This is a genomic window from Endozoicomonas sp. ALB091 (genome assembly GCF_049310265.1).
Classification (GTDB): domain Bacteria; phylum Pseudomonadota; class Gammaproteobacteria; order Pseudomonadales; family Endozoicomonadaceae; genus Endozoicomonas.
Genome location: NZ_JBLYNQ010000001.1, coordinates 416,120 through 436,080 on the forward strand (window position 1 = coordinate 416,120; position 19,961 = coordinate 436,080).

Consider the following 19,961-nt stretch of genomic DNA (forward strand, 5'->3'; position numbering starts at 1 on the left):
TGCATAAACGAATAAGGATAGATTGCGCCACTCTAATCGTCGGGTATTGATGCCGCCACCGGGCAGTAATTCCCGCAATAACTAAAATCCCTTTGCTACCAAGGGCTGGAAGCTTGTGGGACAATTTCAGCTACGCAGTCTAAAATAGAGGATATTTTTGTCAAAATACTAACACAGTGTCATATGCCTTCCTCTCATAATCATTCGGTTACCTCTGACCTCATTGATATTGTTTTTGAAAAAGTTCAAGAGATTCCTGACCCTCGCTCACAAAAAGGGCGTTCATCAAATATTTCCATTGCCGATTTTTTTATGTATGGCCTTGGTGTTTTTCATAATAAAAATGCATCATTACTGACCTGCGATGACAAACGAGACCAGCCAACAATTAAAGAAAATGCCAAGAGTTTGTATCACGTTGAACACATACCTTGTGATACCTACCTGAGATCAACTATTGACCTCGTTCAGACAAAACATATTCGTCCACTGTTTCTCGCCTGTCTTGCTTATTGTCAGCGGCGTGGGAAATTGAAACAGTTCCAGTATTTTAAAGAGGGCTACCTGGCTCCCATTGATGGAACACAAACCTTTACGTCAAAGTCCATCAGCTGTAAAAACTGTTGCACAAAAAACGCTGACAACCCAAAAAAAACAACCATTTACTATCATCAGTTATCAGCAATCTGTCTTGTAAAGCCAGGATTGAAAACGGTTATTCCATTAATGCCTGAACCGATTACCCAACAAAAAGATGCTTCCAAAAATGACTGCGAAGTGCGTGCCCTTGAACGCATCCTGGAAGACCTTGCCAGGGAACACTATCACCTTAAACTGGTGCTGGGTTTAGATGGTCTCTATTCCAAAAGGGACCAACCCTTAAACTCATCCGGTCTTATGGCCACCATTTTATCGCTGTCGCCAAGGACACAGATCATAAGGCATTGCTGGAAAGCATTGATGATCTGGACCGGAAAGGCCAAGTTCGGCGATTCACTTATACGGACAAACGGGGGCATCGGCACTCGTTTCGCTACGTAAATGGTGCTCCACTAAATAAGTCACACCCTGAATTTATAGTCAATTACGTGGACTATGTGGAAACGGATCCGGATGGGAAAGTAAAATACTTCAATAGCTGGGTAACCAATCTGCCAATTCACAACCATATGTGTTGCATGAAAATCATGCGAGGAGGACGCGCAAGGTGGTTAATTGAAAATGAAACGTTTAATACACTGAAGAATTTGGGTTACAGTCTGGAACACAACTTTGGTCATGGTGAAGATAATCTGTCAAGCAATCTTGCCTGTCTGATGTTTCTTGCCTTTCTGATTGATCAAATTGTCGAACTTTCCTGCCCCTTGTTTAATGAAGCGCTGACGGCTAACAAACGGAAAAAGACGCTTTGGGAGAAACAGAGAAATTTCTTTGAGATTTTCGTGGTTAGTTCTTGGGCGTTATTCATGAAGGGGCTGATATTGCAGGGAGCACCTGAACCAAAAGCAAAAGGCAAGCGAGTTAAACCTGGTGAACAGCCAAAACGAAAAATGATCAGCATCCGGAGTTTATTCCCTGATACGGCATAGTTACCAATAAAAAACCATTTTCTTCAGTGTATTTAAGTTAACCTATTGATCAGTTTTTTTTCTGATGGTTCTATTTGTGTCTAATTGTGTCTAAAAAATCAATAAAACAATTAAGGGAAAATCTTCATTTTTCTATTTTTTGCGGGAATTGCTACTTTACTCAGACTATCTGTTGTCGTCTTCTGGCAAGAGCACAGCTACCAGCCAAACAGCTTCAGGTCTTTGGCAGGACGAAAATTGGTTGAAAGAACGGCATGTTGATTCGGGTTGTATCTGGTCTCGGCATGCAGTTTCTGGTCAAGAAGCAGGGCCGGAATATTTCTCACAGGTTGGAATGAACGGTATTTTTTGCCGCGTTAGCGGCTTGGTTCAACAACGTACATAACAACGTGGTGAGGAACTAATCTGACCGCACAGTGTCAAAAACAGTACGGACGAACTGTTCGGGTCTTTGACCTGACAGGTCTACATACGATCAGTGCTGTTCACTCAGCCTGCTTGATATAAATTCAGGATATCACTGGCTTTTCTAGCTTGCGTGTAGCTTATGGAAACTGGTTGTCCCTATTAACTAACAGGTGTTTCTATGATTCTTCCAGCTACCCACACAACCCGGGCCATTTTGGCTCATCCTGTCCATCAGCTTCTGACAACGCAGTCAACAAACCAGTACACGACTGAAAGTTTTGGTAATCAGCCGGGGGCGGAGGTCCTGGCCAACCGGCTTAATCAATTGGGTGAAAACCTGAAACAGGTTCCTGCACATGTACTCGCGCACATCTGCCATAACTTCACCACTGCCTTTAATCTGCATTCAATCCTGATTGCAGAATCCAGCCAGTTGAACGCCATAAAAATCCTGCTGGCCGCTAACAACTGCATGGATCAGGAATCAATTGAGTTATTTGCCAAGAAATTCCATGACATTCCAGACTCCGATCCCAGCGCGACTTTAAGAAACAAAGCGGCGGAAGACAATCAGCTGGTAATTACCCAGCCCGAGGTACATCAGGGTCAACCAACGACATTCAACTATCGACAACCATTATTGGAGCACTTTATTGTCTGCGCATTCCCGGAGCCAGAATTTACTTTGCAACAGCAGACGCAGCTGAAAGATGCATTAACCCTGGCAGGCAGGCAGATTACCGGCAATTGGGGCTTCGGATGTCTGGATGAGCCAGTACCCTATGGCAACTTTAACCGGGAAACCGTCGCCCGCCTCTCTGCCTGTCTGAGCTACCCCAGGCAGCCTGAATGTGCCGAAAAGCTGGCTCAGATATACATGGGACTTCAGGAGGCGTTGTTCAATCCGGAGTCAGATTTGATCCAGCTGCTGAAGGACAACCAGAAGGGGGAACTGGTAACACTGCTGGCGAAGGAAAGCGACAATCCGGCCACCCTGAGCAATGAAGCAGCCTTGATGTTATCACTGGCAGTCAGTGAGAATCATTCGGGTGCTGAGAGATTGGCAGAAGAAGGAGAAATTGAGAGATTGACGGAAGAAATTGGTATTTTTTCAATAGATCTGGGCCGTTTTGCCGACGCAAATCTCGTGTTGAATTTCGCCGGGGCTGCCAGCAAAACCCAACTTGCTAATGACGACATCAGGGCAGCAGAGGTAGCAGTTATCCGCTTCGCTTATGAACTTCTGGGTGTGAAAATTCCCTTGGAGTCACTGCATACATAATAGTTGCCACTTCTCCCGAGTCTGGAAACCTGAACGAGGTCGGTCAGTGAGTAATTCATAGCCCACTCATTTTTCAAAAGAACCAGCAACGTTTTTTGGGGGAGTAGAACGAGCCTCAAAATTAAGATCGATCTCTCGATATTCTTCGCGATCCCTGGTCAACATAATCACGGCTCCATCAATAAGACTGGTGCAGGCATCATGTACATGAGCACTGTCATTCATCAAAGAACTGGCCATAAATGAGTCAACCTGATTGGAGCGAATGAGTTCATTCAGTTTTCTGTGCATCTGCTCATCCTGCTCGCTCAGCTCCTGCTTTAACTGTTCCGCATGCTGACGAATATGATCATAATTGCGTCGGACTCCCAATACATCAATAAGCTTCAGGACAGAGGCAAGGCACAGTCTGAGCTGGTTGTATTGGTGGCGTATCTGCTCATTATCCGAATGCAGGTAATGCCCCATATTTTTATAGATATGCTTGACATGTTTGATGGCCTGGACAAAATCACGACAGGCAACTTTAAGTGCAAATAACTCCTGCACCTGCGCTCTGGGAAGATTCCCTTCTATGGCTCCTGAATAGTGAATAATGTCCGCATAGATACCTTTGATATGTCGGATATACAGCTCTTTTATGGTCCATGGCTGATCATCGCGCATCCAGCTGTTCACCAGATCCGTCAGACTGTCCGACTCCCTCAGCTTGTCGCCGGTAAGATATATTCCATAACAGATCAGTTCGAGTGTATTTCTGTATAAATGGTCGCACTCCCGGGTCAGGGCTCTTAGCGCCGTATCCGGATAATTCAGTGTTGCCGGGGTTAAGTAGCGCGCCCGGTGAATGGCAGGATTATCCTCAGTGGCAAGATTCAGATGAGACTGCCTGTCAGGATCGACAAAGAGCGTCTCCAGCCAACGGATAAGCAGCTGGAAAAAAGGAAGTTGAACCACTATTCCCATGACATTAAAGAGACTGTGGAACAGCGCAAGCTTCAGAGTGTAGTCGTCTGCCCCGATTGGAAAGAGTCCGGCAGTAAAATCCACAAGCACTTTTAACTGGGGCAACAAAAGGATAGCCAGAGCAGCGGTGGCCACATTAAACGTAATATGTGCCACAGCCAATCGCTTCCCTGCTGCATTTGCCCCCATCGCTCCCAGCACTGCCGTTATGGTTGTACCGATATTTGAACCGATAGCCAGTGCTAACGCATTATCGTAAGTCAACTGCCCCGCTGCCAGGGCTGAAAAGGTGAGCACCAATACCGCATTGGTGGACTGCATGATGATGGTGGCCAGAACACCAAAGAGTGTGAAGACCAGAATGCCCTGCATTCCTTCCATTGAGAAGCTGCTGAAATCAATCACAGTCTGGAATGCTTCAAAACCCTCTTTCATGTAATGAATACCAAGAAAGAGAAAGCCTATACCCAGCAAAATACAGCCGAAGCCGCTGAATGTTTTCTCCCGCTGGCTCCTCAAAATCAAACCGAAAACGAGTAATGGCATGGCATAGGAAATCAGCTTTAACTTCATACCATACAAGGCAACTAACCATGCACCGACAGTACTGCCCAAATTTGCCCCAAAAATGATGCCAACGCCGGCAGCCAGGCCAATCAGGCCGGCACTGAGAAATGAAATAACAATGACGGAAACCAGCGAACTGGACTGCAGGACTGCGGTCGTGGTGATACCAAAGGCCAGACTTTTCCAGAGACTGTCAGTGGTTTTCTGCAGGAACGCCTCAAGCAGCCCCCCCGTAAAGACCTTAAACCCTTTTTCCAGATAAACCATGCCCAGCAGAAAAATAACCACACCTGCCGTGATCACCTGAAGCTCTGAGCTAACCCAAAAGCCGTAAGTCAATAGCAGCAGTGCTGTTGGAAGAACTACGCGTCCGAGCATATTTAGTCACTTATCCAGGCCAACCGGTAACCCCCAATCGCCATGAGCAGAAAATACGGGGCTATAGCGTCTGTTATCGACGGGTAAACAGGATCCCTCCAATGTATCTGTTCTTCAATTAATCACCATCGGGAAGACGGTTCAGCCCTGGCTGAAAAACGACGGGGCGCAAGCAAGGGTCTGGTCAAATATTGCAACATGGATGACAACAAAAAGCCGCATTGAGCAAGGGCTACGGCCCTGACTTACGCAATACAATCCAGCAAAGTATCTGAATAAAACATGTGCCTTATAACTTGATAAATAGAGGGCAGTAACCGACTGTTAACAGGGGTAACCAGTAAAATGAAGAGCAGCATTTTATAAGGGTCAAACTCACCATTTTCTTGCCAATCAAACAAAATACATTACTTTTATTCATATCGAACGAGTAATAAGCAGAACCATTCTGTGAATTACCCCATACCTGCGTAACTGACAGGTAACCGTTCCAGTCTTGCGTTACAGATATTTGTCGACTTTCTTAATGTCCGTGTTGATGCATTATTTATTGCCTCATACGGTCAAAGGCTCCAGTAGATTGAGGGTATACAATGAAATTACTGGATGAGTTACATCATCGGCTAGGTAGTAAATCCCGGATTCGCTCGCTATTCAAAGATGTCAGTGTTCAGGAGCTGGAAAAAATTCTGGACCGCCTGAAAGGGGTACATAAGGAAAAATTGCAATCCAGGGTTAAAGAGGATGCAAAACGACAGAAAAAGATGAAAGACATTGTCGCTATACACAAAGAAATGGCGGAACTTGGTATTACGCTCTCAGATCTGGACAACATTAACGACCCGGGCAAAACGGGCAAACGCCGACGAACTGTCGCAAAGCATACCTTTCAATATGAAAATCCAGCCGGACAAACTGTGTACTGGGAAGGCTCAACCACTGGAAGACTACCAAAAGACTTTCAGGAGTACCTGGAAAAAACTCAGAAAAAGCGGGCAGAGTGCATTATCAAGTAAAGTCAGGATTCTGTAAAAATCCCGCTTCTCATCTCACCGACATTGATCAGTTACAGCTGTTGCATGTGGATGACCATTGAGCGAATCCAGAGCGTCAGGTCATCCATATCTTCAAGGGACAGTAGTAAAAGGGCCATATCAAGTGGGTCCAACTCGCCTTCATGTTGGAAGACTTCACCTTTGCAGGCTGAAATCATATTCCGCAGTTCATCCACAGCCATCTTTACTTCCTGATTAACCTCCAGCAAAGCCCGGGATTGTTGTTTTCTAAATCCTGCGATGCCCAGGCGGTCCTGTTTTGCAACGCCCGACTTCAAGCTATAAACAACGCTGGCAAAGTGTTGATTCAACTGTTCAACAGAACGCTGCAAGTCTTCGGTAAGCCTGGGAGGTCGGTACGTTAATCGCTCAGCCAGTCGGCAGATCAGGTGTGCCAGGTTATTCTGAGTCTGTAAGAGGGAGAGCACCAGCCCCTTGGGCTGCGCGGTCAATGTTGGCTGGTTGAGCCTGGCCAGAATTTCCTGCTCCAGTTTTTCCACGGCGGGCAGAAAATCAACAAGCCATTTCGCCCGTTCATGCCACTGGTCATCGGCAGTTAACCGGCTCTGCAACTGCCTGTTCAATAGCACCAGGGCATCCAGGATCACCTGTCGATGCTGGCTTAACGGCTTATAGGCAGAGCTGGAAAAAATACTGGTAAAGGTCGTAAGATCCATAACGATCTTATCGACTCAGAGTATCACCGGATTAGGGCAGATTACGCACCAGCAGTGAGTGGGCATTTGGCAACACACCGTCAGGCTTTGGTATTTTTACCAGGTGGCCCGATCCGGGAGCTACATCAATACGTTCACCACGGCGATTTTCCAAATGCTCCAGATTAAACACATAGTTGCCTTTGGGGGTCATCAGCTCCAGGGTATCCCCCAACTCAAAGCGGTTTTTCACATCCACCGTCAGCTGCTGATCGTCAAACTCAACAATTTCACCGACAAACTGCTGCTTGCTTTCCCGTGAGTTACCGGTTTCATAATTCTGATACTCATCGTGCACATGGCGACGATAAAAGCCTTCGGTATAACCTCTGTTGGCCAGATTTTCCAGAGTGTCCATCATGCCCATATCAAATGGATTCCCCGCTACGGCATCATCAATGGCTTGACGGTATACCTGGGCGGTTCTGGCAACATAATAAAAAGACTTGGTGCGCCCTTCGATCTTGAGGGAGTGAATGCCCATCTCCGTCAAGCGACGAACATGCTGGACAGCCCTGAGATCCCGGGAGTTCATAATATAAGTGCCATGCTCATCTTCAAAAGCAGGCATATACTGGTCCGGACGCCCCCTTTCCTGCAACAGGAAAATAGAGTCAGATGTTTCGCCAGTCCCCAGGGTTGGAGTAACCATTTCCGGGCTGCTACTGACCGGAATCACATCACCGCTCTCAGTCTCTTTCGCCTCATGGGCCTGATACTGCCAGCGACAGGCATTGGTGCAGGTTCCCTGGTTTGGGTCTCTTTTGTTGATATAACCGGAGAGCAGACAGCGGCCCGAGTAAGCGATACAGAGCGAACCATGAACAAAGACCTCAATCTCGGTATCAGGGCACTCTTCCCGGATCTCCTGAATCTCCTCCAGGGATAACTCACGGGACAGAATAATCCGCTCAACCCCCTGCCTGGCCCAGAATTTTACCGTGGCAAAGTTCACTGCGTTCGCCTGAACCGAGAGGTGGACTGGCATATCCGGCCAGGTTTCACGCACCATCATAATCAAACCCGGATCGGACATGATCAGTGCATCAGGCCCCATGGCAATAACCGGCTCCATATCCCGGAGATAGGTTTTCACCTTACTGTTATGGGCCGCAATATTACTGGCCAGATACAGTTTTTTGCCCAGGGCGTGAGCCTCATCGATGCCTTTTTTCAGATTATCCAGTTTAAAGTCGTTATTGCGGACTCTCAGACTATAGCGGGGCTGGCCAGCATAAACAGCATCTGCACCATAAGCAAAAGCAAAGTGCATATTCTTCAGTGTTCCGGCTGGCGAAAGGAGTTCCGGTTTCATCATGACCTACAGCTGATGTTCTTGAATGGCGCGCATTATAACAGTGCAACCACAATGCAACAGTAGTGAGAGCACACAGTTACTAAGTGCAAAGCAGGGGATGGCAGGTTTTGATCCTGAGCAGGAATATTAACAGAGGGGGGAAAGCGCAACAGAAGTGAGTGGCGGTCCGTATCAGTTTGCCTGATACGGACCAGAGCAAAGCAAACAAGATTTACTTGATCTTGTATTCCTTGTACTCAACGTGCTTGCGAACAACCGGGTCATACTTCTTGAACACCAGCTTGTCAGGCGTATTACGCTTGTTCTTGGTGGTGGTGTAGTAATGACCAGTGCCTGCGCTGGAAACCAGCTTGATTTTCTCACGAATACCTTTAGCCATGATTTATGCTCCTGCTAAGTTAGCTATCTCGACTTAAAAAGATTGACCGCTGGCGCGCAGATCAGCCAGAACGGCATCAATGCCTTTCTTGTCGATAATACGCATGCCTTTTGCAGAAACACGCAGGCGCACAAAGCGCTTTTCACTTTCAACCCAGAAGCGCTTGTGGTGCAGGTTAGGCACGAAGCGACGACGGGTTTTATTCTGAGCGTGGGAAACATTGTTCCCGGTAACCGGGCGCTTGCCGGTAACCTGACAAACCTTGGACATGTGGATGGCCTCTCAAACCGTCTCTTAAACCAAAATCACCAGCCATGAGGCCGGAAAACTTAACTGAATTCCAGTGTCTGCTTCGGGCAGATCTGCCCATGGTTACAGAGTCAAGAGACCTTCAAGACTCATCAGCAGCTACCCTCATACAAAGATCGGGCTTTATACCAGAATTGGACGCCGCTTGCAAATTCCATCAGGACTACGGATTATGCTTAGCCCCCGCAAAATCAGCAATCCCAAGGCATTTTAGCTATTTCTCGACTATCTTGACGAGAGGCTTGACGAGCAGCTTGACAGAAAAGCTCAACAAGAAGGCTGTCAGCAAAGCCAGGCTGACATTGTTAACGCAACCAGACACTGTTTAATCGGCTCATTGCCAATAGAGCAAACGCAACTTTATACAGCGGTATTGATCGATGTCACCCAAAAGTTGTCACTGCGGAAAACCAATGATAGTAGATCGTTGTGATCAATTTATTCTGGCCCATAAGCATTGACAGTTATGGTAAGTAGTTGGCCAAATTGAATCGTATATTTCTGGCTAAGTGGGCAGTTGCTATGCAAGGCGCAACGTAGGGAGCATAGCCGTAGCTATGTGACCGGAGTTGCAACGGCGCAGAGTGACTGACAACTTAGTCAGAAATATATGATTTCATTTGGTTAACTACTTATAACCCGGCAAATCAGGTGGGACAGTTTGCCGTACTCAATTCCAGTGACAGAGGAATATCATGGACCGCTTTACCGATTTTCGAGCCATCATCGTTAATCAGGTTCAATCGCTTCTGGCAAAGCGCATGTCAACCAAAGAATATGAGCAAATACAGGCGCTTGCTGATGCCTATTACCGGGGAGTTGCCAGCAAAGACCTGACCCGGATCAATACCGATGACTGCTATGGCGCACTCCTCTGCCTGTGGCAGTTTCTACAGGCCCGGCAGCCGGAACAAATCAAGATCCGCGTCTACAACCCGGAACCGGAAACCCACCACTGGCACTCCACACACAGCATTGTTGAAATTATCACGGATGATATGCCCTTTCTGGTGTCTTCTGTGTTGATGGAGCTTGATCGTCAGAAAATAAAAGTTTACAGCCTGAATCACCCCACCCTTCGATTAGAAAGAGACAGCACAGGTCAGCTGCAAGGCATCAGCACGCTACAGGCAGAAATAACCGAGGCCGTTATTCGGGTTGAAATAGACCGCCAACCGGAACAACTGGATTTAGAAAAAGTCGCTGCCGGTATCCGGGATATCGTTGCGGATGTTCATAAAGTGGTTTCTGACTGGGAGGCAATGCAAACCAGGCTGGATGACGCCATTCAATGGTGTCAAAGCCACCCTGTGCCATTACCGGATGTTGAACAGAAAGAAGCGCTTGCTTTTATGAAGTGGCTGAAAAAAGACAATTTTCTGTTCATCGGCTTTCGCTATTACGAGATCATCCATGGGTCAAACACACTAAGACTACGCGCCAACAGCAAAACCGGTCTGGGGACATTTCGGGAGGGCCCCCATCAGCATCCGGTAGAGCAAGAGCTGTCCCCCTATATTGCCTCACAAATTCAGGCACCTGAGTTACTGGTTATCACCAAATCCATCAGCCGCTCAACGGTTCATCGACCCGCACACCTGGACTATATCGGGATAAAACAATTTAACGATGCCGGTGTAGTCACCGGGGAATGGCGTTTTTTCGGACTGTTTTCGTCAACCGCCTACAACGTCCCGCTGGATGACATCCCGCTGATACGAAAGAAAGTGGCCAGGCTTTTAAAAAGCAACAGTTGCCCGATAAACAGCCATCGGGGTAATGCCCTTCGCCACATTATTCATAACTATCCAAGGGACGAGCTCCTGCAGGCAAGTTTTAAACAACTTAAGACCGTCATTAACGGGATTCTTGACTGCCATGAATTGCGGCAGTTGAAAGTATTCCTTCGTCCCGACCCCTATGACCGCTTTATTACGGTGCTTATTTACGTATCCAGAGATAATTTCAACACAGAACTTCGCTTACAGATGCAACAGATCCTGCTCAGTGAGTTGAGTGGCAACAGTATTGATTTCAATGTTCAGCTATCGGAAAACCCAATGGCGCAATTGCAATTTACCGTGCATTGTCGTCATGCCAGCCAGCAGGATATCGATGTTGAACGGCTGGAAGCCATGATTCACGAAGCGATGCTGAACTGGACAGATTACCTGCAACAGGCGTTAAAAGAGGCATTTGGCGAGGCTTCGGGTAACCGGCTGGCACAATGTTATCTGCAGGCATTTCCCGCCGCGTACCGGGAGGATGTTACCCCCCGACAGGCAGTAGCAGACATTCAACGTCTGGAATCGATAAAAGACAGTCATCAGATAAAAACCAGTCTCTACCGTCCGGTTACCGACCATTATCGGTGGCACTTCCGGGTGCTGGGTAAAGGGCCTCTCCTGGCACTCTCAGATGTACTTCCCATTCTTGAGCAAATGGGCGTCCGGGTTCGCAGCGCAAGGCCTTACGCCATCAGCCCCTACCGTCAGGAAAATGCCTGGGTGCTTGATTTCAGTATCGAGCCTGATGGCCATGATAACGCTCTGACAGCCAAAATAAACCCGCCGGACGTTGACAACTCAAACCAGACCAACCTTGAAGATACCCATCTGCGGGAGCAGTTCCGGGAGGTGTTTAATCGCACCTGGAAGGGGGATATGGAGAATGACGGTTTCAACGGCCTGGTGGTTTCAGCCGGTTTGAACTGTGAGCAGGTTGTGCTCATCAGGGCTCTGTCCAAATACCTGATGCAACTGCCAGTGCCCTTCAGCCAGAGCTATATGCAGAAAGTGCTGAACAGTAACCCATCGGTGGTGCGTGAAATCGTAGACCTGTTCAGCATCCGTTTTTATCCGGATTTCCGTGGTGATCGCCTTAACATGGCCAATGCCTGCTCTAACAGGATTTACCAATTGCTGGACAGTGTCGCCAACCTTGATGAAGACCGGATCCTGCGTCACTTTCTCAGTGTTATCGAGGCCATGTTGAGAACCAGCGCCTATCAGAAACAGGGGGAGCCAAAAGGTTATCTGTCGTTCAAACTGCAACCGGAAAAGATTCCAACCTCACCTCAGCCAAGGCCCATGTTTGAAATATTTGTCTACTCGCCTCGCTTTGAAGGCATCCATATGCGCTGTGGGAAGATTGCCAGGGGAGGATTACGATGGTCAGACCGGATGGAGGATTTCCGCACCGAGATTCTGGGGCTGGTCAAAGCCCAGATGATCAAAAATGCCATTATTGTTCCCCACGGGGCCAAGGGGGGCTTTGTCACCAAAAATCTCCCGGCCAATGGCTCCAGGGAAGAAATACAGGCGGAAGGGATTGCATGTTATCGAGCATTTATCTCCGGACTTCTGGATCTGACCGATAACCTGCAGGGCGGAAACATCATCCCTCCTGAAAACGTCATACGCTACGATGATGACGACCCTTACCTTGTGGTGGCAGCGGACAAAGGCACCGCCAGCTTTTCCGATATCGCCAACGATGTATCCCAATCCTATGGGTTCTGGCTGCGGGATGCGTTTGCCTCTGGTGGCAGCCAGGGCTATGACCATAAAAAAATGGGGATCACTGCCCGGGGTGCCTGGGAGTCGGTAAAAAGGATCTTCAAAGAGCGTGAAATCGATACTCAGACCCGGGATTTTACGGTCATCGGTATTGGTGATATGTCCGGTGATGTATTTGGCAATGGCATGCTACTTTCCAACCATATTCGTCTGATCGCCGCCTTTAACCACCAGCATATCTTTATTGATCCTGATCCGGATATTTCAGTCAGTTTCAATGAGCGTCAGCGCCTGTTTAATTTACCCCGGTCCTCCTGGGACGATTACGACCGCAGCAAACTATCAGAAGGTGGTGGCGTATTCAGTCGCCAGCTGAAAAGCATTCTTTTGAGCAAGCAGGCCAGAACCGCACTGGCAACGGATAAAACCATTCTGTCGCCTGCGGAACTTATCCAGACAATTCTGAAAGCACCAGCGGATCTGTTGTGGAATGGCGGGATTGGCACTTACATAAGAGCCTGCAGTGAAAGCAATGCCGATGTCGGGGACCGGTCCAATGATAATGTCAGGATCAGTGCCAGTGAACTGAATACCAGTGCGGTAGGGGAGGGCGGAAACCTGGGCCTGACTCAGTTGGCAAGAATTGAATTCTCCAGCAGGGGCGGCCTGATCAACACCGACGCCATAGACAACTCAGGGGGGGTCAACAGCTCAGACCATGAAGTCAACATCAAGATTCTGCTCAATCAGATGGTGGATGATGGTGACATAACCATAAAGCAGCGTAATAGTCTGCTGGCAAGTATGACCGATGAGATTGCCAGGCTGGTTCTCAGGCATAATTTTTTACAGAGCCAGAGGCTAAGCCTGAGCCTGCAACAGAATGTTCTGCTGTTTAATGACCACCGCTTCCTGATCAGAAATCTCGAACAAAAAGGGCGTCTTAACCGGGCTCAGGACGGCCTGCCATCGGATACAGAAATTAAAGCCAGGGTGAAAGCCGGCGAAGGCCTTACCCGGCCAGAAATAGCCATTCTTTTGTCCCATACCAAGCTGGAGCTGTTTGAATCCCTGGTCTCAGCCAATGTGGCTGATGACCCGATACTGGCGGCAAAACTGCTGGACTATTTTCCATCACCGCTGCGCAACCAGTTCCCTGATCAGATCAGACATCACCCATTAAAAACTGAAATACTGGCGACCCATCTCAGCAATGAGGTCGGCAACCGGATGGGAGCAACGTTTATTGAGTATATCCATCAGGAAACCCGACAGTCGGAGCTTAATTGTGTCCGGGCATTTATGGCGATAAAAGAGATCTTTTCCATACCATCCATCTGGGATCAATTTGAAAGCCTGGGTTTTGATGTCAAAGATGATATCCAGAGAGTTGAACTGTTTCGAATACAGCAGCATATCGAAAAAGCCTGCATCTGGTTGCTGAAGAATCATGGCTGCCCTATGGATATAGAGTCGCTCATCAGTAACTATAAACCGGGCGTCTGTGCCGTCAGCGGACAACTGGCGGAGCTGCTGGGAGAGGAAGATTGTGCCTGGCTGGGTGGCAGGGTTACCCGGCTTCAGGAAGCACAGCTGCCGCAAACGCTGGCGGAAACCTGTGCGAGCCTTCGATATCTTTATTACGTACTGTTTATGGTCAGTGTGGCGAATGAATATCAATTTACCGTTATTGATGTGGCCTCTGTCTTTTTTGCCCTTGAAGATTATCTGTGCCTGCCCTGGTTAAGAGAACGTATTCGTCAACTGCCGGTTAACGACCTCTGGCAACGCAAGGCACAATCTTCCCTGAAAGATCAGCTGGATCAAACCCTCAATGATAATTGTATTCATGTTCTGACCCATTCACAGGGAAAGCCGGAAGAGCGCCTTAAGCGGTGGCTGGAAAAAAATGCTGAGCTGATTGATCGCTGGAAAGCGACAATCCGGGAAATACAATCCGCCAGAGAGCAAAACCTTGCCATGCTGTCAGTAGCGGTACAGGAACTGTCGCTTATTGCTTCAAGCTAAGGGGCTTGTCCAATTTGCTGAATGCCTCGTGGAGTAACTGGTCAATAGAGAGATTATCATGCAAGCAACAACAAAGGTGCTGGACGGTGGTTGCGCAAGCCAGGTGACAGTCAGTTCCTCCAATACAACCCAAAGTGACAGTAACGGACAAAAATCACCCCTTCCCGGACCACAAAATTATGGTGTATGGAAAGTTGAGCGCCGCTGCCCACTGGATAAAAAATCAAGTGTTTGTTGTGGGGGAAGGGCCCCTCGTTATCGGAAAAGTGTTATCAAGTGTCTTGCAGAGTATAAATTGCTGCCTGAAACACCGGCAAAATCAGGTTGTGGTTTAAGCGCCCAAACAACGGGGCAGACACCTGAGACAGAGATAAAGAAATGAAAAATACAGGCGCAAAAAAAAACGGTCATCAGGGGAAGATGACCGTTTCATGACGTCTCTATTGTTACAGCAACATCGACAAAGTACACAGCTAAGGGTTTATCGCGATCCGGGTGACTCAGCATCCCATGGAAGTAATCAACCAAGCCCACCTCACAGGTTATTTAACGGTCAACAAAGGCCATTCTTTAGACTCGGTTGGATAAAAAATTTGGCAGAAAAAAAGCCAGCATCCGGGGGAAGGATACTGGCTATATAGCTTCGGCTACAGGGGAGCAGCCTACCACTCAAGTTAATGTCAACACAAAACACACAGTGAGCAACGAGAAATCAGAATCGAACTACTGCCTTTTTCTCATCCTCATATACTCAGACAAGCAAAATTCCAAAAAGTTCCCTGAAAAATAAAAAAAATTTAAAAAAAACCAGCATCCTGAAAAAGGACACTGGCTTTACACGATAGATGCGGGGAAACATATACCGCTTCAACATCAACAACACTTAACACACAAGGAGCAACTCATTTGAGACTCACTATATGAGACAAGCAATATGGTAATAAAGTTCCACCGTTTACAAAAAACTTACAAATAGAAGGAACCCATCAAATACATTGAAACCGTGTACTAATGGGCTTCATCCCAGTTATCCCCAATACCGGCTTCAACCAAGAGTGGAACACTGAGCTCGGCAGCACTGGACATCTGCACTTTTATCCCTTCAACAACGGCCTCAACACTCTCATTGGCAACTTCAAGCACCAGTTCGTCGTGGACCTGCATAATGACACGGGCATCAAGCCCCGACGCTTGCAGCCACTCATCAACCCTGATCATTGCCTTCTTGATAATATCTGCGGCAGTGCCCTGCATAGGTGCATTGATCGCTGTTCGCTCAGCACCCTGACGGCGCATACCGTTTCTGGCATTGATTTCCGGCAGATACAGACGACGACCCAATATTGTCTCCACATACCCCTTTTCCCGGGCGAAGTTTTTGGTTGTTTCCATGTACCTTAAAACACCCGGATAACGTGCAAAGTAAAGGTCGATATATTCCTGTGCCGATTTCCTGGATACCCCCAGCTGTTTCGCGAGTCCGAAGGAAGACATGCCGTAGATCAAACCAAAGTTAATGGCTTTGGCACTTCGTCGCTGATCACCCGTTACCTCATCAAGCGCCACGCCAAAGACTTCAGCCGCCGTCGCCTTATGGATATCCAGCCCATGGGCAAAAGCATCCAGCAGGCCTTTATCCCCAGAGAGATGTGCCATGATTCGCAGCTCAATCTGGGAGTAATCTGCCGCCACCAGCTGGTAACCTTCCGGTGCAATAAATGCCTGTCGCACCCGACGACCTTCCGGGGTTCGAATGGGAATATTCTGCAGGTTAGGATCCGAGGAGGATAGTCGTCCAGTGGCGGTGACTGCCTGATGATAAGAGGTATGGATACGACCCGTCGCCCCATTAATCATCTGCGGAAGTTTCTCGGTATAGGTGGACTTGAGCTTGCTTAAGCTACGATGCTCAAGAATCAGCTTGGGTAATTCATAGTCCAGGGCAAGCTCCTGCAAGACCTCTTCAGCAGTTGATGGCTGACCCTTGGGCGTTTTCTTGATAACCGGCAGTTGCAGCTTATCAAACAGAAGCTCCTGCAACTGTTTGGGTGATGATAAGTTAAATGCCTGTCCTGCCACATCGTGGGCTGCTTGCTCCAGTTCCTTGAGACGCTGGCCAATCTCCAGACTCTGTTGTTTAAGCAGGACACCATCCACCAGGGCACCATGGCGCTCAATACGTGAAAGAATATCCACCAGCGGCATTTCTACTTCCCGGAACACCGCCGTCAACGAAGGCTCAGCCTGCAACTGCTCCCAGATGGCAAGATGGAGACGTAACGTAATATCCGCATCTTCTGCCGCATAGGGGCCTGCTTTCTCAAGCTCAATCTGGTTAAACGTCAGTTGTTTAGCACCTTTGCCGGCAATATCCTCATATTTGATGGTTTTATGATTCAGGTAATGCTCAGCCAGGGCATCCATATTGTGCCGGGTGGCGATGGAGTTCAAACAGTAGGACTCAAGCATGGTATCAAAAGCGGCCCCCTTGATTTGAATGTCATATCGGGCCAGCACGCTCTGGTCGTACTTAAAGTTCTGACCTACTTTCTGTTTTGCCGGGTCTTCCAGCAAAGGCTTGAGTTTTTCCAGTACCCAGTTTCTCTCCAGCTGGGCTGGTGCTCCCAGATAATCATGGGCAACCGGCACATAAGCCGCCTTGCCGGGTTCAATGGCAAATGAAACACCCACCAGTTCAGCCACCATGTAATCCAGGCTGGTGGTTTCGGTATCAAACGCAAACAGTTCTGCCGATTCCAGCTGTGCTATCCAGTTAAGAAACTCGGTCTCCTCAGTCACCACTGAATACTCACCGGTAGCACCTGATGTTTGTTCGTCAGATTCATTGCCATTGGAAACAGAGCCTTCTTTCTCCAGCTCGGCAATCAACGTCCTGAATTCGTACTCTTTAAACAGCGCTAACAGTTGCTCTTTATCAAGGGGCTGCATTTCCAGACTTTCAATGGAAACCGGCAGCTCTACATCGGTCTTGATGGTGGCTAGCTGCCGGGATAACAACACAATATCCTTGTGCTCGGTGAACTTCTCAGCAAAGTTTTTGCTCCCCCGAAAACCAAGCGCAGCCACTTCATCCAACCGCCCGGCAATCTCATCGATACTGCCGATGCCATTAAGCAGAGCCAATGCTGTTTTCTGACCAACACCCGGCATACCCGGGATGTTATCGCTGCTATCGCCCATCAATGCCAAATAGTCAATAATCAGGCTGGCAGGAATACCAAACTTACTTTCAACACCCTGTTGATCGGTATACGCATCATTCATGGTATCAATCAGCGACACATGCTCAGTCACCAGCTGGGCAATATCCTTATCGCCCGTGGAAATGATGGTGTTGATCTTTTTCTCGGTTGCCTGTCTGGCCAGCGTTCCAATCACATCATCCGCCTCAACGCCTTCAATCATTAACAGAGGCAGGCCAAGCGCACGAACAATGTGATGTATGGGTTCTATTTGTGAGCGCAAGTCGTCCGGCATTGGTTTCCGGGTGGCTTTGTACTCGCTGTACAGGTCATGGCGGAAGTTTTTCCCCCTGGCGTCAAAAATGACTGCAACATGGCTATCCTGATATTGACGCATCAGACTGCGCAACATGTTTGTCATGACCCGGATAGCGCCCGTTGGTCGACCATCAGCCGTGCGCAGATTGGCCCGCTCAGAAGCATGAAAGGCACGATAAAGGTAAGATGAGCCGTCGACGAGTATGAGTGGCGGCGTACTGGCTTGTTCTGACATGGATTACGGACTCACTTACGATTCTGGGTAACTGGGTATAGAATGCTCCCCAGCAGTTTAATGGTTTCCACCGCAATTATCATGAGGCTCCTGATGAAACCCTTGATAAAAAGAGCGCAGTTGGGTCTGGTTTTCTTACCTTTGTTTCTTTTTGGCTGTGCGGCACAAAGTCCGGAAGGTTCAAAGCCGGAGCAGCCAACAGCCCGAACGGATAGGGGCCAGAGAGCGGTTGTGTTTACTGATGAAGCCATTAAGAAGATTCCCAGACACCTGCGCCCTGAAGCGCTGGAGAACAGGGATGACACATCGGTAGTGATTCGTGCCGGTGATTCCAGAACTTATAAAGAGTACCGGGTCGGTGGCCAGCTTTATGCCATTCAGGTAATTCCCAAGGCAGGTAAGCCCTACTACCTGATTGCCTCAGATAATGAAGGCAACCCCATTGATCCAACAAAACGTATCCTGTTAGTGCCTTCATGGACCATTTTTGAGTGGCACTGAGTACCGACAGAACCATAGATATAACCATCCAGGAACAGGGACTTCATGTCTGTTTATACCCATTTGACACAACAGGATATCGAGCAACTTCTAACTCGTTATGACCTGGGTAACTTAACGTCCTTCCAGGGCATTGAAAGTGGCGTTGAGAATACCAACTACTTTCTGGATATTGATGACAAGGGCAATCACCAGCGCTATGTATTAACCCTCTTTGAGTATCTGCCCGCCGACACGCTGCCATTTTTTATCCAGTATACGGATGAGCTTAAAGCCTTCGGCCTGCCGGTGCCCAACCCGATTCGGGATAAGAGTGGCGTTGCTCTCCAGTCGGTAAAAGGCAAACCGGCGCTGATCGTGCAATGCTTTGCCGGGCAGCACCCTGACGCCGGAAACCTCTCTCTGGACCAATGCCAGCAGATTGGTACGATGCTGGCAAAAATCCATAAGGCAGGACAAGGTTCCTCCCTTTATCAGGAGAACCAGCGGGGGCTTTCCTGGCTTGATGCCCAGCAGAAAAGACTCATTCCATTACTTGGCCAGGATGATGCCCACTTTATGGCTGAGCAATGGCAAAATATCTCTGACGCTTTGCAAGCATTTGACAATCTGCCAACCGGGCTGATTCATGGCGACCTGTTTCATAATAATGTACTGTTTGATCAGGGCAGAATCTCAGCCGTAATCGACTTCTATCAGGCCTGTAATGACTGGCTGATCTATGATTTGGCCGTCACAATAAACGACTGGTGTATTACCGATAGCCTTGAACTGGATGATCAGCGTACTAAAGTATTGATGGATGCCTATGCACAGGTTCGCCCTTTTACTGAGGATGAGAAAAAAGCCTGGCCATTAATATTGCAACTGGCAGCCTTCAGGTTCTGGATATCCCGACTGGTTACGTTTATTTATCCGGAATCAATGATGGATCAACAACACCAGGGCAGCCTGATTCGACAATTTCTTGATCCAAATGAATTTAAGGAAATGCTTCGATTAAGGATCAAACACGCAGATGACCTGTTAAATATGCCTGGATGAATTAAAATAACACCACCCTGAAAACAGAGTGGTGCCGTTTTTGATTAAAAAATGCAGGTGCTATTAGCCAAAATCACTTCTACAGATATACCCAGTGAGTCTTATATGGTTTATCTTCTAAGCACGAGTGATTGAATGCTCTAACGT

14 protein-coding genes are annotated in these 19,961 nt (G+C 48.0%); 8 read left to right on the forward strand and 6 right to left on the reverse strand.

Annotated features, from left to right (window positions below; translation table 11 throughout):
• The first annotated feature begins 183 nt into the window (after positions 1 to 183).
• The 3 genes from ACO6UX_RS01850 (at position 184) to ACO6UX_RS01860 (ending at position 3,279) form a co-directional block, all read left to right on the forward strand.
• The gene (locus tag ACO6UX_RS01850; protein ID WP_422444326.1) at positions 184 to 1,041 is read left to right on the forward strand and encodes a hypothetical protein; all 858 of its coding nucleotides are present in this window, start codon (positions 184 to 186) and stop codon (positions 1,039 to 1,041) included.
• 56 nt (positions 1,042 to 1,097) lie between these two features.
• The gene (locus ACO6UX_RS01855; protein ID WP_422444328.1) at positions 1,098 to 1,589 is read left to right on the forward strand and encodes a hypothetical protein; all 492 of its coding nucleotides are present in this window, start codon (positions 1,098 to 1,100) and stop codon (positions 1,587 to 1,589) included.
• A gap of 586 nt (positions 1,590 to 2,175) precedes the next feature.
• Positions 2,176 to 3,279, forward strand: coding sequence for a hypothetical protein (locus tag ACO6UX_RS01860; protein ID WP_422444330.1), 1,104 nt, complete (start codon positions 2,176 to 2,178; stop codon positions 3,277 to 3,279).
• Positions 3,280 to 3,345: 66 nt separating this feature from the next.
• On the opposite strand, the gene ACO6UX_RS01865 is transcribed toward ACO6UX_RS01860, so the two are convergent.
• Complete coding sequence (locus ACO6UX_RS01865; protein WP_422444332.1) at positions 3,346 to 5,190, reverse strand: Na/Pi cotransporter family protein; 1,845 nt, start codon at positions 5,188 to 5,190, stop codon at positions 3,346 to 3,348.
• Between the two features lie 593 nt (positions 5,191 to 5,783).
• Here ACO6UX_RS01865 and ACO6UX_RS01870 point away from each other — a divergent pair.
• Complete coding sequence (locus ACO6UX_RS01870) at positions 5,784 to 6,206, forward strand: H-NS family nucleoid-associated regulatory protein (RefSeq protein ID WP_101745333.1); 423 nt, start codon at positions 5,784 to 5,786, stop codon at positions 6,204 to 6,206.
• A 50-nt stretch (positions 6,207 to 6,256) separates the two neighbouring features.
• Here ACO6UX_RS01870 and ACO6UX_RS01875 read toward each other — a convergent pair whose 3' ends face one another.
• The 4 genes from ACO6UX_RS01875 to rpmB all read right to left on the reverse strand — a co-directional run bounded on the left by ACO6UX_RS01875 (position 6,257) and on the right by rpmB (position 8,928).
• The gene (locus ACO6UX_RS01875) at positions 6,257 to 6,922 is read right to left on the reverse strand and encodes a hypothetical protein (protein ID WP_422444335.1); all 666 of its coding nucleotides are present in this window, start codon (positions 6,920 to 6,922) and stop codon (positions 6,257 to 6,259) included.
• A gap of 31 nt (positions 6,923 to 6,953) precedes the next feature.
• Positions 6,954 to 8,279: a tRNA 5-hydroxyuridine modification protein YegQ gene (gene yegQ / locus ACO6UX_RS01880; RefSeq protein ID WP_422444337.1), complete on the reverse strand. Its 1,326-nt coding sequence runs from the start codon at positions 8,277 to 8,279 to the stop codon at positions 6,954 to 6,956.
• Between the two features lie 211 nt (positions 8,280 to 8,490).
• Complete coding sequence (gene rpmG, locus ACO6UX_RS01885) at positions 8,491 to 8,658, reverse strand: 50S ribosomal protein L33 (protein WP_034834535.1); 168 nt, start codon at positions 8,656 to 8,658, stop codon at positions 8,491 to 8,493.
• Positions 8,659 to 8,691: 33 nt separating this feature from the next.
• Positions 8,692 to 8,928 carry a 50S ribosomal protein L28 gene (rpmB, locus tag ACO6UX_RS01890; RefSeq protein WP_101745336.1) on the reverse strand — a complete coding sequence of 79 codons (237 nt, stop codon included), beginning with the start codon at positions 8,926 to 8,928 and terminating at the stop codon, positions 8,692 to 8,694.
• A gap of 734 nt (positions 8,929 to 9,662) precedes the next feature.
• On the opposite strand from rpmB, the gene ACO6UX_RS01895 reads away from it, so the two are divergent.
• A complete protein-coding gene (locus tag ACO6UX_RS01895; RefSeq protein WP_422444339.1) occupies positions 9,663 to 14,513 on the forward strand; it encodes an NAD-glutamate dehydrogenase in 4,851 nt (1,616 codons plus the stop codon).
• Between the two features lie 58 nt (positions 14,514 to 14,571).
• Entirely contained in the window at positions 14,572 to 14,895 is a 324-nt protein-coding gene (locus ACO6UX_RS01900) for a hypothetical protein (RefSeq protein WP_422444341.1), read from the forward strand.
• Positions 14,896 to 15,521: 626 nt separating this feature from the next.
• On the opposite strand, the gene polA is transcribed toward ACO6UX_RS01900, so the two are convergent.
• Positions 15,522 to 18,269: a DNA polymerase I gene (polA, locus tag ACO6UX_RS01905; protein ID WP_422444343.1), complete on the reverse strand. Its 2,748-nt coding sequence runs from the start codon at positions 18,267 to 18,269 to the stop codon at positions 15,522 to 15,524.
• 93 nt (positions 18,270 to 18,362) lie between these two features.
• On the opposite strand from polA, the gene ACO6UX_RS01910 reads away from it, so the two are divergent.
• On the forward strand, positions 18,363 to 18,770 hold the full coding sequence (locus ACO6UX_RS01910) for a DUF2782 domain-containing protein (protein WP_422444345.1): 408 nt from the start codon (positions 18,363 to 18,365) through the stop codon (positions 18,768 to 18,770).
• A gap of 45 nt (positions 18,771 to 18,815) precedes the next feature.
• The gene (locus ACO6UX_RS01915) at positions 18,816 to 19,814 is read left to right on the forward strand and encodes a homoserine kinase (protein ID WP_422444347.1); all 999 of its coding nucleotides are present in this window, start codon (positions 18,816 to 18,818) and stop codon (positions 19,812 to 19,814) included.
• Positions 19,815 to 19,961 lie beyond the last annotated feature (147 nt).

Bases quoted from the DNA above. Each gene is read 5' to 3' on its own strand.
- ACO6UX_RS01850 (WP_422444326.1), top strand. From the start codon at position 184: ATGCCTTCCTCTCATAATCATTCGGTTACCTCTGACCTCATTGATATT.
- ACO6UX_RS01860 (WP_422444330.1), top strand. From the start codon at position 2,176: ATGATTCTTCCAGCTACCCACACAACCCGGGCCATTTTGGCTCATCCT.
- ACO6UX_RS01865 (WP_422444332.1), bottom strand. From the start codon at position 5,190: ATGCTCGGACGCGTAGTTCTTCCAACAGCACTGCTGCTATTGACTTAC.
- ACO6UX_RS01870 (WP_101745333.1), top strand. From the start codon at position 5,784: ATGAAATTACTGGATGAGTTACATCATCGGCTAGGTAGTAAATCCCGG.
- ACO6UX_RS01875 (WP_422444335.1), bottom strand. From the start codon at position 6,922: ATGGATCTTACGACCTTTACCAGTATTTTTTCCAGCTCTGCCTATAAG.
- yegQ (WP_422444337.1), bottom strand. From the start codon at position 8,279: ATGATGAAACCGGAACTCCTTTCGCCAGCCGGAACACTGAAGAATATG.
- rpmG (WP_034834535.1), bottom strand. From the start codon at position 8,658: ATGGCTAAAGGTATTCGTGAGAAAATCAAGCTGGTTTCCAGCGCAGGC.
- rpmB (WP_101745336.1), bottom strand. From the start codon at position 8,928: ATGTCCAAGGTTTGTCAGGTTACCGGCAAGCGCCCGGTTACCGGGAAC.
- ACO6UX_RS01895 (WP_422444339.1), top strand. From the start codon at position 9,663: ATGGACCGCTTTACCGATTTTCGAGCCATCATCGTTAATCAGGTTCAA.
- ACO6UX_RS01900 (WP_422444341.1), top strand. From the start codon at position 14,572: ATGCAAGCAACAACAAAGGTGCTGGACGGTGGTTGCGCAAGCCAGGTG.
- polA (WP_422444343.1), bottom strand. From the start codon at position 18,269: ATGTCAGAACAAGCCAGTACGCCGCCACTCATACTCGTCGACGGCTCA.
- ACO6UX_RS01910 (WP_422444345.1), top strand. From the start codon at position 18,363: ATGAAACCCTTGATAAAAAGAGCGCAGTTGGGTCTGGTTTTCTTACCT.
- ACO6UX_RS01915 (WP_422444347.1), top strand. From the start codon at position 18,816: ATGTCTGTTTATACCCATTTGACACAACAGGATATCGAGCAACTTCTA.